The organism is Aquimarina besae (assembly GCF_042434905.1).
Lineage (GTDB): Bacteria > Bacteroidota > Bacteroidia > Flavobacteriales > Flavobacteriaceae > Aquimarina.
This window is the reverse complement of the sequence record NZ_CP170199.1, coordinates 4,521,411-4,538,665: the sequence shown is the minus strand read 5'-3', so window position 1 is coordinate 4,538,665 and position 17,255 is coordinate 4,521,411. Positions and strand designations below refer to the sequence as shown.

Sequence of the window (17,255 nt, the reverse complement as noted above, 5' to 3'; positions counted from 1 at the left end):
TTGCGGTAAATTTGTTTTTAATTATTTACCGTATTTGTTGCTATATCGTTTCCAAAGTTCCGTTTGGTGACTTTCTAAACTAATGTCTCTACCTTGAATAAAAGCTTTCTCTAATTGATTTGTTCGCATATCCAGGGCATCACCAATACTAATAAAAAGGGTAGCGTCTTTACCAACTTCTAGCGTACCTACCATATCATCTATACCTAATATCTTGGCACTGTTACCAGTAATTAATTGCAAAGCTTTCTCTTTATCTAATCCGTGTGCAGCTACGGTGCCCGCCTGAAAAGGAAGATTACGTGCATTGGCACGTTCCATCTGTCCACTGTTTTCTAAGGCAACTAATACTCCTGCATCCATTAATAATTTTGCATTTTTATAGGGTAAGTCATAGTCATCATCTTCGTAATCCGGAGTAGAATGAGTTCTTGTTAGTAATACCGGTATATTCTGTTGTTTCAGTTGATTAGCAACTTTGTATGCCTCATCTGCGTGTACCAGGACCACATTTTTAATATCTTTTTCATTAACAAAACTCAATACATCCAGAATAGCTTTTTCCGGACTCACGTGTATAAACAACCTTTGTGAACCATCAAAAATCTTTTTCATAGCCATATGTGGTAAGTGTTCCTTACCCGAATCAGATTTTATTGTGGCTTTTGCCTGATTTATAAAATCAGAGATTTCTGTAACTTGTTCCTGATACTTTTCATTTGGCTTAAAACCGGGATCTTCTCCTAACCACCATCTCCCTCTACTAAAAGGACTTGGCCAGTTAAGGTGTATCCCGTCATCAGTTTTAATGGCAGCATCTTCCCAATTCCAGGCATCTAATTGTACAATAGATGAGGTTCCGGATATCCATCCTCCGCGTGGAGTTGTTTGTGCGATCAAAACTCCGTTAGGACGCATACTTTCTACAATTTTACTTTCGGCATTATAAGCAATAATACTTCGTATATGAGGATTAAAACCACCAATTTCGCTATCGTCATCGGTAGCTCTCACCGCTCCAATTTCTACCAATCCCAGTGTGGTATTAGGTGCGATAAAACCGGGATACACGTGTTTGCCCGAGGCATCAATTACTGTTCCTTTGGTGGGTACATTTCTACCGGTTCCAACAAAGGTTATTTTTCCATTTTCAAAAGCAATCATGCAGTTTTCAATAACTTCTCCATTACCAATGTGCGCGGTTGCACCGATAATAGTGATTGCTTCTGTTTGCTTTTTAGCAGGTGTTTGCTGCGCTGTTAGGTTTCCGAAGGCAACCAGTACAAACAACAATATATATGAGATATTTTTCATCTGTTTTATTTTTAATCCAGGTTTTTTAATGAATACTTTCTAAGGTGTTACAATGAAAATGTTGTTTTTCCTTTTTCTTAGGAGGTTGCGTTTTCAAACCATTGTTTTTTGCTTTAAGCAGCATAGTAGAGAGTTGATTTCTCTCTTGTGCAATCGTTTTTCTCATTGCTTTATCCTTTTCCAGGTCAAAATAAACCGCACCTTCTATCAGTGTTTTTTCAGCTTTTGAATATACCGATAAGGGATGATCAGTCCATAAAACCAAATCAGCGTCTTTACCTACTTTAATACTTCCTACGCGATCATCTATATGTAAAAGTTTTGCAGGGTTTAATGTTACAAACTTCCAGGCGTCTTCTTCGCTTACACCTCCATATTTTACAGATTTTGCTGCTTCTTGGTTCAGCCTTCTAGACATTTCTGCATCATCACTATTAATAGCAACAGTAACCCCTTGATTATGCATGATCGAAGCATTGTAAGGGATAGCGTCATTTACTTCATATTTGTATGCCCACCAATCAGAAAATGTTGATCCACCAACACCGTGAGCGGCCATTTTATCAGCTACTTTATAGCCTTCTAGTATATGCGTAAACGTATTTATTCTAAAATTGAACATCTCAGCAACTTTCATCAGCATATTAATCTCGCTTTGCACATAAGAGTGACAACTGATAAAGCGTTTACCGTTTAGAATTTCCAGAAGGGTTTCCATTTCTATGTCTTTACGATATGGATTTCCACTATTCTTTAATTGCTCATAGTTTTTAGCGCGGGTGAAATAATCAATATATACTTGTTCAACTCCCATACGTGTTTGTGGGAAACGAACTCTTTCTGCATCGCCCCAATTACTCTGTTTCACATTCTCTCCAAGAGCAAATTTTATAAATTTGGGAGAATTGTTGTAGATCAGATTTTCTGCGCTTTCTCCCCATTTTAATTTGATAATGGCAGATCTACCTCCAATCGGGTTTGCAGAACCGTGTAGGATCTGAATCGAGGTTACTCCACCAGCCAGATTGCGATATATGTTAATATCATCTGGAGACACTACATCTTCAATAGTCACTTCTGCGGTAGAATTATGACCAGCTTCGTTGATGGCAGCAGCAGCGATATGAGAATGTTCGTCAATAATACCTGTAGTTAAGTGCTTTCCGGTGGCATCAATAACCTTGGCATTACCTGCTGTCAGGTTCTTGCCAATCGCAGCTATTTTTCCATTTTTAATCAATACATCCGTATCCGTTAGAATTCCATCAGACTCATTGGTCCAGACCGTTGCATTTTTAAACAATACATTTTCAGATGTAGGGAGGCTTGTAGTCCCATAAGCGATATTGGGATAGGTAACAGGCAATACCTTTGGATCCTCTTCTTTATCCTCTGGTTTCTTTGCATCCTCTTTTTTATCCTCTTTAGGTGGCTTTTGTTTTGCAGTAAAGGTTGTTTCGGCTCCGTTGGGCAGCAAAGCTTTTCCGGTCCAATATTTGGCATTGTTATTTATGGAAGTAACGATTCTGGTGTATTCGGTTTTTGTAGTGTCAGCATCAGTAAATATGATGGATACCCAATCATCTTTGTACGTAATTTTACTTCCTAATTTGGTTTCTCCAAGTTTTATTTCTGCTTTGGGTACTGTGGGTTTACCTGAGATAGAGAGATCATATGTTTTTCCGGCAAGGGTTACATCATACGTTCCGTTAATATCTGTGGTATTCATATCATTGACTATGTTTTTATGACCTTGTACCCAATTTTCATAAATCATATTGTCTTTAGAAAATAGTTCACTACTGGTAATTAAGAAGTTTGCATAGGCGCCTTTTTTTAAAGTACCTAGTACATCACTTTTTCCCAGCATTTGAGCAGGAATAGTTGTTAAGGATGCTAAAGCCGTTTTCTTATCTAAACCGTGTGCTATAGCTTTTTCAATTCGAGCATTGAGATCCGCTATTTTTTTTAGCTTATGCGTGGTTAACGAAAATTGAATCCCATTTTTTGCAAGAACGGATGGATTAGATGGCGCCTGATTCCAGTGGCGCATATCACCAAGACTTACCAAATTAGCCATATATGGATCCGAAACATCATACGCTTCGGGGAAATCTAGTGGTATGATATATTTGGCATTGGTCGCTTTGACCTTGTCTATTCTTGCATATTCATCACCGCCACCAACAAGGATGTACTGAATATTAAACTGATCTCCAACCTTATCGGCTCTAAAACCATTAATCCTGCTTCCGGCTTCAAAAATCTGCGGTAGCCCTTTATTGTTATTTAGTGCTTCTAAGGATAAGTCTTTATTATTTATGTTTCCTTTTGCATACCAATCCGCATCCAGATACACCTGTCTTAATAAAGCCATCGCTCCCATTAAAGAAGTTGGGTAGGCCTGGTTGCTTTTTTCGCTTTTGGAGAAAGAGAGAAACTGTGCAGAAGCATCACTTAGTAAACGTTCGCCTTCTGTTCCCTCATTATTAAGAGCAACCAGCAGACCGGTTCCTCTAATAATCCCATCAGGCATATGGGTGTTTAAAGTTCCAAAACCTTCTTTGATATATTCTTCAGCTTTCTTTTTATCATAAGTAAAACTATGCAAAGGATTTGTTTCGGGACGGATATGATCGTTCCAATAATAACCTTCTCGACTGGCATCATATTGTGGATTCCTGCGGAAAGAGTTTCCATTTTTTTTAGGTTTCTTAATTCCGAAGTCTGTAAAAGGATCAATAAAGGAGGCATAGATGTGCTTGCCTTGTAAATCCACTACGACACTGTTTTTTGGAATAGAAAGGTTGGTTCCTACTTCTTTGATTTTTCGTTTTTGGATAATTAACATTCCATTTTTGATCTCCGTTGTGGGGGAGGTATGAATGGTTGCATTGGTAAAAACGGTATAATTAGAATTAGATGTTTTCACACCATCATTTTTTGGGAAATATTCTTGAGCAGAAATAGTATATCCCATACATATCACAAAGAGTGATAAGAATAGTTTTTTCATAAGAGTTAATGTAAAGATGAATTCGTTTTTAAAGATAACTGTTGCCAAAGAAAGACCTTACAAATTAGTATTTTTTTAACAGGAAAGGGAGTTTGGTTGATGGTTGCCCTTCGACTCCGCTATTAGTTTAGTATTCTATATTTATAGGAAGTTTAATCGTATTAAATTTCTGAAAAACCAGAAGGAAAAGGTGAACTATTTCGACTCTTAGACTTCGAGATCTATCCTGAGCATTAGTCCTTTCCCTTCTTAGGTTTTGGTACCATTTAGAATGTTAAGCTTAAGACTTATTAATAGCGTTAGTACACAGACCTTTTGGCTTTTCAGGTTTTTAATAGCTAAATTAAAGTTATGAAAAAACTTATTGTAGGGATCGATATCTCTAAAGATACTTTAGATTTTTGTATACTAGTGGCTTGTGATGTGCAGATCAAAGACAAAGGTGTTTTAAGCAATGAACGGAAAAGTATTATAAAGTGGCTCAGTCAATTTGAAAAACATCAAGTCATTTTTACTCTGGAACATACGGGGCATTATGGTTCGATCTTAGTCCATTGTTTAAGCGAGCTAGGGTTTACTTTTTATTTGATCAATCCCTTGGAATTGAAAAAATCATTAGGTATTCAAAGAGGCAAAAGTGATTCAAAGGATGCCTATCGTATTGCTGAATATGCTGTCACCAACAAACACAAGTTGACTCCTTTTAATCTACCTACCGAAAACCTAAGCAAACTAAAAGCCCTTATGACAGCTAGAGAGCGTTATGTAAAGATATCCGTACAGATTCAAAACAGTCTGAAGGCCAATACGATATTGAACGAGTCGGTTGATGTAAGAATGCTAATCAGGGAAGAGAAAAAGCAGTATAAGTCTATTGAGAAAAGTATCAAAAAGATTGAAGCTGAGATGCTGAAATTGATCAATCAGGATAAAAGCCTAAAGGATAGCTATAGAAAGATTACAAGGATAACTGGTGTGGGTCCGATAATTGCTATGAAGTGTATCGTGGAAACAGAAAACTTTATCAAGTTTCAAAACGCTAGAAAGTTCAGCTGTCACTGTGGTCTTGCGCCTTTTCCTTATAAGTCAGGAAGCAGTATAAGAGGGAAAACCAAAACCCATTTTTTAAGAGATAAATCATTAAAAGCAATGTTGACTAAAGGAGCCATTAGTGCAATACAACACGATCCACAGATCAAAGCATATTACAAAAGAAAGATTGCTGAAGGCAAACATCATATGAGTGTGAAAAATGCAGTAGCAAACAAATTAGTACTTAGAATTTTTGCAGTAGCCAAAAGAAATGAGCCTTTTGTAAAATTGGTAGCATAAAAATTTGCTTTTGTCTTAGAATGCTCAGGGCACGCTGCATCGAAGTGTTGTCGAAGCCTGCGCACTACCAACTAAAAACTGCAAATTGACAACTGAGGACTGAGGTGTCACACTGAGCCCTTCGACTCCGCTCAGGGCACGCTGTGTCGAAGTGTTGTTTAGGTTTGAGGGCTGAGGTGTCACACTGAGCCCTTCGACTCCGCTCAGGGCACGGGGCATCGAAGTGCTTTTGAAGCCTGCGCACTGCCAACTAAAAACTGCAAACTGACAACTGAGGACTGACAAGCTCGAAGTCCGGATGAAGAAATATGAAAGTAGAAATTGTAAAATAATGACTAATGAATTGCGAATTCCATTTTGCCTAACAAGAAATCTCATCAAGGATATAAGGGAAAAAATCAGTTAAGAAAACGAATTATAACTAAATTTTGAATAAATTTTCCCTTTTCTAAAAATTAAAACCATAGTAAAATAAGGTGTTCCCAAAGGTTTGATTAAATTTTACGGTTTTACCGTAAACAATGTACGAGTTTATTTTATAGTTTTATACCACTTATCGTAACCCACCTCACGTATCAACATAAATGCATCCCGCGTTTGCTGTATTTGTTACAGTAGAGCGGGAACTAAATCTAAGACAAACTATCTGTGGTTTTCCACAAGGGAAAGTAAGCACAGTATGTTAGATTTGAAATTAAAAGGTACGCATATCCATCAATATTGAAGTAATATGTTCACCTTTCTTAAAAATATAGTGGAAATATGTGTGCAAGTATGCATATACAATTGTTGTAAGTAATGCGAAAAAACATTTAGCAAAGAATGACAAACATATATAATAGAAGAGATTTTGGTTTTACTATAATTTCTCGATTTGAAGAAGTATATAGAAGTTGCTTAATTTTAAAGTTAAGCACAAAGTTTTCTGATTATCAAGAAGGTATTCCGTCTGGAATTGTTACCAAAATAAATGAAAAATCTTCTATTTTATATTGGGACAATGCAGAAGAATTTTTTGAAAATTCTGACTTCCCAGATTTGTTAGAAATATCAATTTACAAGGATAATTTTAAAGACATTTTTGGAGATAAAATAAGAAAAGAAGATTTGATTCTAATGATGACAACTCTTTATGGTTTGAGATGTAAAATTGCACACGTAAAAGGTTTTTTCACATCTATAGATTTAGACAAGTTAATTGACCTAGTCAGTCAAGTCTCTGTTTTTATTGACACTTACAGTACTCTTAGTAATCTGATTACCGAAATAGAGCAAAATCCTGAAAAAGTTGCCATAAAAGTTCCATTAGACTTCAATATGGATTTTCTGGAAACTAATGGCATTACTAATAATTTACCAACACCAGACTATGAATATGAAGGAGGTTTTGTTGGTCGTGATGATGATATTAAAGAAATAATTAAATACTTACAACGAGAAAAGTTTAATGTAGTTACAATTACTGGTGCAGGTGGAGTTGGAAAAACTTCGTTGGCTCTAAAAGTTATACAAGAAATTACCCAAAGACCAAATGCCGATAAATATGATGCTATAATTTGGCTTAGTGCAAAAGAAGATAAACTTTCACCATTTGGTATTCAAGATATTGAACCCGATTTTAAAAGTTATGAGGAGTTATTAGATACAATTATTAATGTTTTGGGCTTTGGTATTAAATCTACTGAAGATACTAGTACAGTTGAATCTAAAGAGCATACAGTATCAACATTATTTGATATAGTGGATAGTATATTAATTGTAATAGACAATTTAGAAACCGTAACCGACGAGCGAATTTTAAATTTTATTATTGATGCACCTGTAAAAGCTAAATTCTTGATTACTAGCCGAAAAGGTCTTGGGCAAGTAGAAAGAAGATATGAGCTAAAACAACTTAAAGAAAAAGAAGCTGTTTATCTTTTTAGACAATTATCAAAAGACAAGCAAATCACAAGTCTAATAAGGTTAGAAAATGATTTAATCAAAAAGTATGTAAATAAGGTTTCAAATTATCCTTTAGCAATTAAATGGGTTATTGGTCAAGTCGCTAGAGGACGTGAAATTAATAAAGTGATTGACTCGATAGATGATGCTACAGGAGATATTTCTAAATTCTGTTTTGAACAAATATTTGGAATGTTAAACAATGATACAAAAGGTATATTATTTGCCTTGTGCTGTTTTGAAGAACCACCTACTTCTAGTTTGTTGAGATATGTAGTTGATATTGATAACACCACTTTTGATGATTGTATTGAAGAGTTAATACTAGTATCACTAATTATACCAGAGCAGTTTAAGAACGAATTAAATGAAATAGCAAGTAAGTATTATATTTTACCATTAACAAAGGGATATATTAGACAGCAATTAAATCAAAATACTGGTTTAAGAGAAAACATATTACAAAGATTAGCAGAAGTTGAAGGAACTATAACTGCAACTGAACAAGCAAAAAGGGAATATCGTTTTAGTTTACATAACCTTGGAGCAATTTCAGAGGAGGAAAAAATTTCAGCAATCTTTACACAAACTGCTTTTCAAAAATATCAAGCTGGACTTTATGATGATGCAGTAGATAATTACAGAAAGGCGGTAGAAGTTGCGCCACGATTCTCTTCTGTTTACCGTAATTGGGCAGTTATGGAATCTTATGAAAATCATCTTTTTGAGGCAGACCAACTTATGCAGAAGGCTTCCGAATTAAATTCGGATGACCCTCAAATTTGGTTATTATGGGGAAATATTAAAAGAAAAGCGAATAAATTACTTGAAGCTGATGAAAAATATAAAGTTGCTTTTTCTTTAACACCTGATAATCCAATAATTTTAAATGCCTATGGGCAAACTAGAGGTCGTTTGGGTGATTACGAAACAGCTCTAGATTTATTATATTCTGCGCTTACTATCGATGGTGATTTTAAGTCAAAAAAACACGAGATAATAAATAGAACAAGCATAGCAGAAACTCTTTTAGCTTGGTCAGAAGTTCTTCTAAGAGATAGAAATTTTAAGAAATCTAAAGAAAATTTATTTAAGGCTGTTGAAGAATGTGAATTGGCATTGCAGATTGACCCAAATGATGAGAAGAGCTTAGGGATATTTAGTAAATCTCAATATAAAATCGGACGATATTATGTAGCTGTCGATGAATTGGTAGAAGCTAAAAAATACTTTTATGAATGTGTAAATAATGAAGCCAAAGGATTTGGAGTAGCACGATACAAACTAAAAAGTTCAATAGAGCTATCAAAACTATTACTAAAATTCAATGAGTATGAGGAAGTAAAATCGATTTTGGAAAATGCTCAATTAGGTAACGAAAATATTGTCCGAAGGTATCCAGAAATATTAGATGAAATAAATACACTATTAGAAAAAGTAGGAGCAGAAACTACCTTTATTATAGGTAAAATATCATATGTTAATACAGTATCTGATTATTTAATAATTCAAGATGAGGATGATTCTGAGAAAACATTTATTGCTGGAAAAGTAGATTTTATACCAGTTTTAAACTCTCTTTCTCAAGATATGAGAGGTCTAAAAGTTCGATTTTATCCAAAAGTGTTTGTACGTGGTGGAAAAGAAAAAAGTGAAGCGAAAAACATTAAAATTATTGCGTAAAGCACTACTTACAACAACGTATCCTATGAAAAGCACTAGCCCCCGCTCCCGCTAGTCTGTGACTAGTAGCGTATAAGATTGGTAAAAGTTTATATGAAATATCCTGTTGAAAGTTTCTGCCACTGGCAGACAAGTGCAACTTCGAAGCGTATTCTATGTGCCAACAAAAAAAGAGACCTTACAGTCTCTTTTTTCATTTCCGTCAACATCATCAAACAACTATGATTAATTATTGACAATGATTCTAGCAGTTTGGTACCCGTTAAAGAAATTAGCATCTGTACGTTTAAAACGTTTCATCACTTTATCCATTTTATTAGAAAGGAGGGATGAGGTATTCTCAAAAAGCTCTGCAAGATTGAGTGTTGCCTGTTTGCCGGCAATACGATACTGTCGTGGTTGTCCTTGCAAGGTTAAGAATTGATCAAAGCTGTTTTTTAGATCCGTGATCTGATCAGCCGTTACCCCATAATCTGCCAAGGCTTCCAGATGTTGTTCTAATAAGGTAATCGTTTCGGTAACCACCGTTACAAAATCCTGATTGCGTAAACGGTTCAAATCAGAAAAGGATTTTGCGGCTTTTTGCTCCAGTTCTATATTTTCTTCGATCGCTGCGTATGCCTCTAATGCATCATTAAGGATATCTGCTTTTTCTGATACAAAACGTTTTTGCGTCGTTTTGTTAGCACCTAGATATACTCGGGCAGCTTCCTGATTTTCCTGATGTTCTCGGATGTTTGATAACAGTTCGCTAAATTGATTTTTAAAAGTAATTAATACCGGTACACCATTCCATTTATCGGTGTTCGCATCCAGATAGGTTTGTACGGCTTCATACATATCCAGTTTGTTGTTCTGGTCTTTGTTCATCGTGTAAAAGTTTAAAAATTTATACTAAGTATGGCTTGCTGATCAACTGCTTGATACCAAGCGCCGTAATTAAGTGTCATGAGCAGGTAAAATGTTACCACATACAGGCTACTTTTTATTTGGGTACGTATCGTATAAGTTATTTCTAAAGGCAAAATAACTTTGCAGTACCCTGAGTGGGCTTTGCAGTACTTTGATTAGACATTGTAGCGGTCTGATTGTTCATTGCAGTAATATGAGCAGGCTTTGCAGCGATCTGAGCTGACATGGTAGCACATCAAATGCTCTTTGCAATACTCTGATCAGCCATTGCAGCCCTCGGACCTGACGTGGTTACAGATCGAGAGGTCTTTGCAGTACTTTGATTGAGCTTTGCAGGGATTTTGATTTTTTTGCAAGAGTAGTGTTCAATGAAATGTGTCAATTATGTGTACTTTTATGCAATGTATACATATGATGATACATTTGTTTTTGTGTTAGCGACAACGACTTAAAAAGCACACCTAATAATAATTAAGAACTATAAATGCTAAGAATAAAAATACTATTGCTTCTTTTTATCATATTTCTGTTACCAATTGCTAGTATAGCGCAGGAGAATGAAATCACTACCGGAAATAAAAATGGAACACTTATAGCAATTGGAGGTGGAGATATTGGGCACACTAGCATTATGAAAGAGTTTCGGAAACTGGCTGGCGGAGATTCTGCGAAAATAGTAGTTATACCCACTGCGTTTGTTAGGAACAATGAAATCGATACAACATTGCTACAAAGAAATTTCAAAGAATATGGTATACCTAATTTTACTATTTTACATACAAGTGATTCTATTGAGGCTAATACAGATGATTTTGTCAAACCCATTAAAGAAGCTACAGGTATTTATTTTACCGGGGGTAGACATTGGAGAATTGCTGATAGTTACTTACATACCAAAGTTCATGAAGAATTATTAAAATTATTAGACAGAGGTGGCGTAATTGCTGGTTCTTCTGCGGGTGCAACTATCCAAGGTTCCTATTTAGCAAGAGGTGATTCAAAAAACAATCAAATAATGATGGGAGACCATGAAATTGGATTTGGATTTATTTCAAATATTACTATTGATCAACATGTCTTAACCAGAAATCGACAGTTTGATATGTTTACAATCCTTGAGCATAAACCTGAACTTTTGGGTGTGGGAATAGATGAAAGCACAGCGATTATTGTTAAAGGAGATATTCTCGAAGTTATTGGAGAAAGTTATGTTATCATCTATGATCAATCATTCTGGTCAATCGAAATGAATCCTTTTGATGAGGATACTCATAAAAAGCTACCTAATAAAAATCAATCATTCTATTTTTTAAAAAGTGGAGATAAATATAATTTAAGAGAAAGAAAAGTCATTCGAAATTAAATATTATTTATTTGTAATTCAGTTCTTCCCCAGCCTTGCTAGTGGTAACAAAGATAGGCAAGACAGTGGTAGACACAGAAGAAGTACTTTATCAGATTCTATCTTTAGTTTAAAAAAGGATATAATAGAGAATCAAATAATTGGGTATATCTATAAAGATTTAACTGCAAGAAAAATGGAAAAACATAAAATAAAATATATAATTGACCACTACCTACATTTGGTTCCACTTGAAGTCAAAGGGAGGTTAAAGTATCCATATCTCACAGCACTAGAAATAGAAATAGAAAAAGAGAAAATTTCAGAACTTATAATGAAAGATTATAAAGACAAAGTCTTTTTAAACAATTGTCCTAAGTGTGGAGAACTAGCTCGAACTCCAGAAGCTAGGCAATGTAGGTATTGTGGAAATAAGTGGTTTAAATAAAAGATATAGAATTTATAATATGCCTGCCTTATTAAAAATAGCTGGCGGGAGTCTTAAGGAATAAAGGACGGTCTGCTAGATTTGAAGCTAGGAGGTGCTTATATTCGCTCATATTTAGGTTAAATAGTTTAAATTACAGCTATATAAGTTAGCAAACATATAATCAGTCAATGATAGTACTTGAAGCAACAGTAGAATTTGAACCTTGGGATTGGATAGGAGAAAAAGCTCACAAAATTATCGGAACAACAGAATGGAATAGCTATTGGGATGATTTTCTTAAAACATTAGGAATTAAACCTGCATATTCGGGATCTTGGTTGATATCTATTGATGAAATTAATAAACCAGAAATCATCAAAAAAATAGTAACACTTACTTGTAATGACGATTTCTCTACAGAAAATATAGACAATAGTTTGCCTCCTTTTACTGGAGGCTATATACTTTTTGACAACAATAAAGTGTTATTTGAACCGCAATGTTGTTGTGATTTAGGAGATTTAGATTATTGGAAAGAATTAACCAGTTTAGAATCTGAAAACTGGCATAATTTGTTAATGGGTCACGCAATGATGCACGCAAGAAAAGTAGGGGATAATTTAGAGATTAAGGAAATTCCTGAATATGGAAATCATGAACCGATTATAGAAAAAGTTAACCAAAGCGATCTACGAATAGCTATTTCAAAAGTGGAACAAAAAATAAAATCATTTGAGAAAACAATATTTCCGATTATAAACGAAATATATAATAATGATGAATTATCACTTAAAATATCGAAAAAGTTTACAGGTCAATCATAGAATGGGTGTTGTCCCGTTCTAAAAAAGTTAACTATTTTTACATTAAACGTTGATAATAATTAGAATAAGATAAATTGAATTTAAAAAGTTTTTGGAACATATTGACCCTAGTGATTGGTATTTCATTCCTACTTCTTTCCATTTTTATGACTAGTAGACTTGTTCAAGATAGTTCCGAAAATTTGATATTAACATTGTTCGCTTTAATTGTTTTCTATTGGTTAAGTTATTTATTTATAGCATCTTCATTAATCCGAGTAAACTATAGAAAATCAGAACAAGGAATTGACATTCTAATTGACAATGCGCAAAAACATCTGACCTATATAAATAATAAGAAAGTAGAAAAAGATGTGATAACTAACGAATCAGTAAAAGCAATTGAATTATACTATTCTTGGAATACACACCCTTTCACTTCTGACCTTGGTTATTCAAAAATTATACTAAAAGATGATACCAACATTTTTATTACTCAGGATAAGTTGAGTCAATATGAAATTAAAAGTATTTTTAAAAACAAAGTAACAAAGGAAAAGACTCAATTTATGAATAGACTTAAATAAAAATGAATTGCCAGACGTTAGCGGAAGCCATCGGACGTTTTAGAAAATAAATGGAGGTAACGTTTGTTAACTCGCTAAAAATAATAGAATGAAGAAAATATTTCTCTTGGTTTCCTTGTATATAGTTGTAATTTCTTGTGGTGATAAAAGTTTTAAAAAAGGACCGACTAATCCTAATTTAACTACCATAAACTCTTCTTTTAAAATTAAAGATTATTATAAAGACTCTGATAGAATTAGAACAATAGTTAATAATGAAAACAACATTTATTCATTCAAAATATTACTAGATAAGTTTCAATCCGAAAAATCGGTATTTAATAACAAAGAGTCTTTAGCGCTACTTTTTGGTGGTTTAACTCATCCCGGATATGGGAGTAAAAAGCTTGATTCTTTAGAAAAATACTCAAAAGAATTAAATGAAAATAAGGAGTATGTGAAAGCTTTAAAAGTAGCTGATCAATGTTTAGAAATATACCCTTTAAGCATAAGAGCTTTAATGACAAAATGGTGGGCTCATAGCGAATTAAAAAATAAAGAAGATTCAAAATTATCATCTAATAAAGCCTCTGTTCTTTTGGACGCCATGCAATCTCTAGATTTTAACAACGAGTTTATTTTATCTCATTCGGTTAGCGCTATCGATGATTATGTAAGAATTCACGCGGGCGGATCTGGATTAAAATTTAAAGAAAGATACAATGATGAATATGGAAATTTAATTGTTTACTATGAAGGATTAGCTCCTACGAAAGCAACATTCATTATTCCGAAAAAATAAAAAGAAAACGCCTGTTACTTCGCTCCCGCTGGCGTCTAGTTAGTTTCAGCAACACTTCGATAACACTTCGACAGCATCTCAACAGAGCCTGTCCTGAGCTATTAATAAGCCTTAGTGCTTAACATTCTAAATGATGCTTGAACCTAAGAGGAGATAGGACTATTGCTCAGGATAATCCTAGAAGATTGAAAGCCGAACTAGTTCACCTATCTCCTCTGGTTGTTCAGATAATTCTACAGATTATACATTCCTAAATTAAAACATCTAATCTAATAGCATAGCCGAAGGGCTCGATGTGACAGCTTATTGTGCCCTGAGCGTAGTCGAAGGGCTATGCATAACAGTTCAGTTTGATAATTCAGAATGTAGACCCTAGATCACTATTCCCAACCTCCCGATCCTTCAGATAATTAACCAATAAGGCTACGACATAACTATAGGTTTCCATACCATCGGGTTGGTTGTTGGCTTTGAGGTAGCTGTCGTAAGTAGATTTAAAGAAAGGTTCTAAGGGGTTTTCATAACTCAGCCAAAATTCATTCACCTCCTGATAGTTTTTACGGATACCGGGTCGCAGGTCTTCTTCAATCATACAAATCGCTTTTTGATCATCACGCAAATACAAATCGTTTAAGCAAAATTTTAGCGCAAAGGTCACTCCGCTATACTGAAAATACGGATCATCATAGTTCATTGTAGTCAACGCGGCAATAAAATTGGCTTCATTCTCTTTGGCAAAACCCAATTGGTGCGCTACTTCGTGGCAACTGGTGGTAGGGGCTTTGTAATTGAGGATCAATCCATTTACTTGTGCTTCATTCGTCACAGGATTCAGATACCCACTAAATCCCATATAGGTTAAGGGTAAAGTGAGTAGGGATACCTTGATACTTCTGGGTTCGTATTTGAGCTCAGGAAAGATAGAATCCAACTGATCATAGGCCGGAATCGTTTTTTTAAAGACTTCGTCTTTGTCATACGGGAGCTGTATAGAAGTAGAGTCGTCTTTTTCTAATTGCAGGTGTAGTTCGTTGGCTCTTTTAATCAACTTTTCGCTTACGGCAATCAATTCTTCCTGTGTATACTGATCATTAATTTCTAACACCTGATGTAGCGGTAAGCGGTAATAATTTATACCCCAAAGCAAATGAAAGGTTGCATATACAATAGAAAGCGTAGCGCCAATATCCAGGAGTACGGTTTTCCATTGTATGTTACGTTTTAGAATTTTGGTAAAAATATATCGAATCAATAAAATAATCAGAATGGCGTAACTGATATCTCCAAACGAAAAAGGAATCCAACCCAGCGCGTACCGAAATGCCTTGGAGATATAACGATATACCCCGTTGCTGTACCATTGTTCTACCACTTCCGGAAAAAAAGCCAGGATCTGTAGCGCCAGAATTTGAACTGGTAAGAGAATGGTTAGGTATAATTTTGTTTTGGATTGCATAAAATAGTTGTAACAAAGTGTAAATCTACAACATTTAATATATCATTTGAATTAAGATTTGCATAATGTACATTTGTCAAAAACACGATATACATGAATTCAGAAATAAGAAACCTGGAGCCTAAAGAACTCTGGAATAAATTTGCAGACCTTAATGCCGTTCCCAGACCTTCAAAAAAAGAAGAACGTGTGATTGCTTTTATGAAAGAGTTTGGAGAATCACTGGGGTTGCCTGTAGAAATCGATGAAGTTGGTAATGTTTTGATTAAAAAACCGGCAACCACCGGAATGGAAGATCGAAAAGCAGTGGTGATGCAATCGCATTTGGATATGGTACATCAAAAAAATGCAGATACGACTTTTGATTTCGACAAACAAGGCATTGAAATGTATGTAGATGGTGATTGGGTAAGAGCTAAAGGAACTACGTTGGGAGCTGATAATGGATTAGGCGTGGCTACCATTATGGCTATATTGGAATCAAATGATATCGCTCATCCGGCGATTGAAGCATTGTTTACGATCGACGAAGAAACAGGAATGACCGGAGCAATGGGATTAAAACCAAATTGGCTACAAGGAGATATCCTGTTAAACTTAGATACCGAAGAAGATGATGAAATCGGTGTAGGATGTGCAGGTGGAGTAGATGTAACCGCAGAAAGAACCTATAGAGAAGAAGAAGTTGCAGAAGGAAAAACAGCGTATACCATCTCGGTAACAGGTCTTAACGGAGGGCATTCTGGAATGGATATTCATAAAGGCTTGGGTAATGCTAACAAAATTATGAATAGACTGTTGTTTGATGGTTTTGAGAAATATGGCCTTCGTATTCATGAAATCAAAGGAGGAAGTTTACGCAATGCGATTCCAAGAGAAAGTTTTGCCACTGTAGTGGTGGATTCGATACAATCTGAAGCTTTTGAGTTTGAAATGGCTGAACTGATTTCTACTATCAAGAAAGAACTTTCTGTAGTAGATCCAAATTTGACTATAGAATTAAATACTGTCGATTTACCAAATAAGGTGATGGAATTAGGAGTTCAGGAAGGTGTTCTAAAATCTTTGTATGCAGCTCATAACGGAGTGTATGTAATGAGTTTGTCTATTCCTGATTTGGTAGAAACTTCTAATAATATCGCCAAAGTAACGGTGGGTAATGGTCAGATAAAAATAGAATGTTTGACCAGAAGTAGCGTAGAGTCTACAAAATTGGATTTGGTTAATAAATTACGAGCCACTTTCGAATTGATCGGTTGTGAGGTGACAACGGATGGGGATTATCCGGGTTGGGCACCAAACATGAATTCTCCCATATTAAAAGTATTAGATGAGTTGTACCAAAAAATTAATGGAGAAAAAGCTCACGTTGCTGCTTGTCACGCAGGATTAGAGTGTGGTATTTTAGGACAGAATTATCCTGATATGGATATGATTTCTTTTGGTCCAACGATCTTAGGAGCACATTCTCCTGATGAAAGAGCCAGCATTTCTTCTGCTCAGAAATATTGGGGTTTTGTAAAGGAAATTTTAAAGAATATTCCTGAGAAATAGTTTAAGTAATTACAGAAAAGAGGTTGTCTGTTTTGGATCATTGTTGTTTAGACATTCTGAAGACGTTTTCAGTTCTCAATTCAAACGATACTCTAATAAGA

12 protein-coding genes are annotated in these 17,255 nt (G+C 35.0%); 8 read left to right on the top strand and 4 right to left on the bottom strand.

What is annotated here, in order from left to right; translation table 11 throughout:
• Window positions 1–21 precede the first annotated feature (21 nt).
• Window positions 22–1,314: an amidohydrolase family protein gene (locus ACE94K_RS20010; RefSeq protein ID WP_378176702.1), complete on the bottom strand. Its 1,293-nt coding sequence runs from the start codon at window positions 1,312–1,314 to the stop codon at window positions 22–24.
• Window positions 1,315–1,339: 25 nt separating this feature from the next.
• Window positions 1,340–4,330, bottom strand: a complete 2,991-nt coding sequence (locus ACE94K_RS20005) for an amidohydrolase family protein (RefSeq protein ID WP_378176699.1) — start codon at window positions 4,328–4,330, stop codon at window positions 1,340–1,342.
• Between the two features lie 351 nt (window positions 4,331–4,681).
• Between ACE94K_RS20005 and ACE94K_RS20000 the strand changes: the two genes are divergently transcribed.
• Both ACE94K_RS20000 and ACE94K_RS19995 read left to right on the top strand, forming a co-directional pair.
• Window positions 4,682–5,662 carry an IS110 family transposase gene (locus ACE94K_RS20000; RefSeq protein ID WP_378174882.1) on the top strand — a complete coding sequence of 327 codons (981 nt, stop codon included), beginning with the start codon at window positions 4,682–4,684 and terminating at the stop codon, window positions 5,660–5,662.
• Window positions 5,663–6,484: 822 nt separating this feature from the next.
• Entirely contained in the window at window positions 6,485–9,289 is a 2,805-nt protein-coding gene (locus tag ACE94K_RS19995) for an NB-ARC domain-containing protein (protein WP_378176696.1), read from the top strand.
• A gap of 225 nt (window positions 9,290–9,514) precedes the next feature.
• Here the strand turns inward: ACE94K_RS19995 and ACE94K_RS19990 are convergent, their stop codons facing one another.
• Window positions 9,515–10,159, bottom strand: a complete 645-nt coding sequence (locus ACE94K_RS19990; RefSeq protein ID WP_378176693.1) for a hypothetical protein — start codon at window positions 10,157–10,159, stop codon at window positions 9,515–9,517.
• Window positions 10,160–10,685: 526 nt separating this feature from the next.
• Between ACE94K_RS19990 and ACE94K_RS19985 the strand changes: the two genes are divergently transcribed.
• The 5 genes from ACE94K_RS19985 to ACE94K_RS19965 all read left to right on the top strand — a co-directional run bounded on the left by ACE94K_RS19985 (window position 10,686) and on the right by ACE94K_RS19965 (window position 14,144).
• The gene (locus ACE94K_RS19985) at window positions 10,686–11,564 is read left to right on the top strand and encodes a cyanophycinase (protein ID WP_378176690.1); all 879 of its coding nucleotides are present in this window, start codon (window positions 10,686–10,688) and stop codon (window positions 11,562–11,564) included.
• A 175-nt stretch (window positions 11,565–11,739) separates the two neighbouring features.
• Window positions 11,740–11,991, top strand: coding sequence for a hypothetical protein (locus ACE94K_RS19980; protein WP_378176687.1), 252 nt, complete (start codon window positions 11,740–11,742; stop codon window positions 11,989–11,991).
• 170 nt (window positions 11,992–12,161) lie between these two features.
• Window positions 12,162–12,797 (top strand): hypothetical protein, encoded by a 636-nt coding sequence (locus tag ACE94K_RS19975; RefSeq protein WP_378176684.1) that lies wholly within the window; start codon window positions 12,162–12,164, stop codon window positions 12,795–12,797.
• A gap of 146 nt (window positions 12,798–12,943) precedes the next feature.
• On the top strand, window positions 12,944–13,363 hold the full coding sequence (locus ACE94K_RS19970) for a hypothetical protein (RefSeq protein WP_378176681.1): 420 nt from the start codon (window positions 12,944–12,946) through the stop codon (window positions 13,361–13,363).
• Between the two features lie 88 nt (window positions 13,364–13,451).
• Window positions 13,452–14,144, top strand: a complete 693-nt coding sequence (locus ACE94K_RS19965; RefSeq protein WP_378176678.1) for a DUF4919 domain-containing protein — start codon at window positions 13,452–13,454, stop codon at window positions 14,142–14,144.
• 358 nt (window positions 14,145–14,502) lie between these two features.
• On the opposite strand, the gene ACE94K_RS19960 is transcribed toward ACE94K_RS19965, so the two are convergent.
• On the bottom strand, window positions 14,503–15,600 hold the full coding sequence (locus ACE94K_RS19960; protein WP_378176676.1) for a DUF3810 domain-containing protein: 1,098 nt from the start codon (window positions 15,598–15,600) through the stop codon (window positions 14,503–14,505).
• Between the two features lie 93 nt (window positions 15,601–15,693).
• On the opposite strand from ACE94K_RS19960, the gene ACE94K_RS19955 reads away from it, so the two are divergent.
• Window positions 15,694–17,154 carry an aminoacyl-histidine dipeptidase gene (locus ACE94K_RS19955; RefSeq protein WP_378176673.1) on the top strand — a complete coding sequence of 487 codons (1,461 nt, stop codon included), beginning with the start codon at window positions 15,694–15,696 and terminating at the stop codon, window positions 17,152–17,154.
• Window positions 17,155–17,255: the final 101 nt, after the last annotated feature.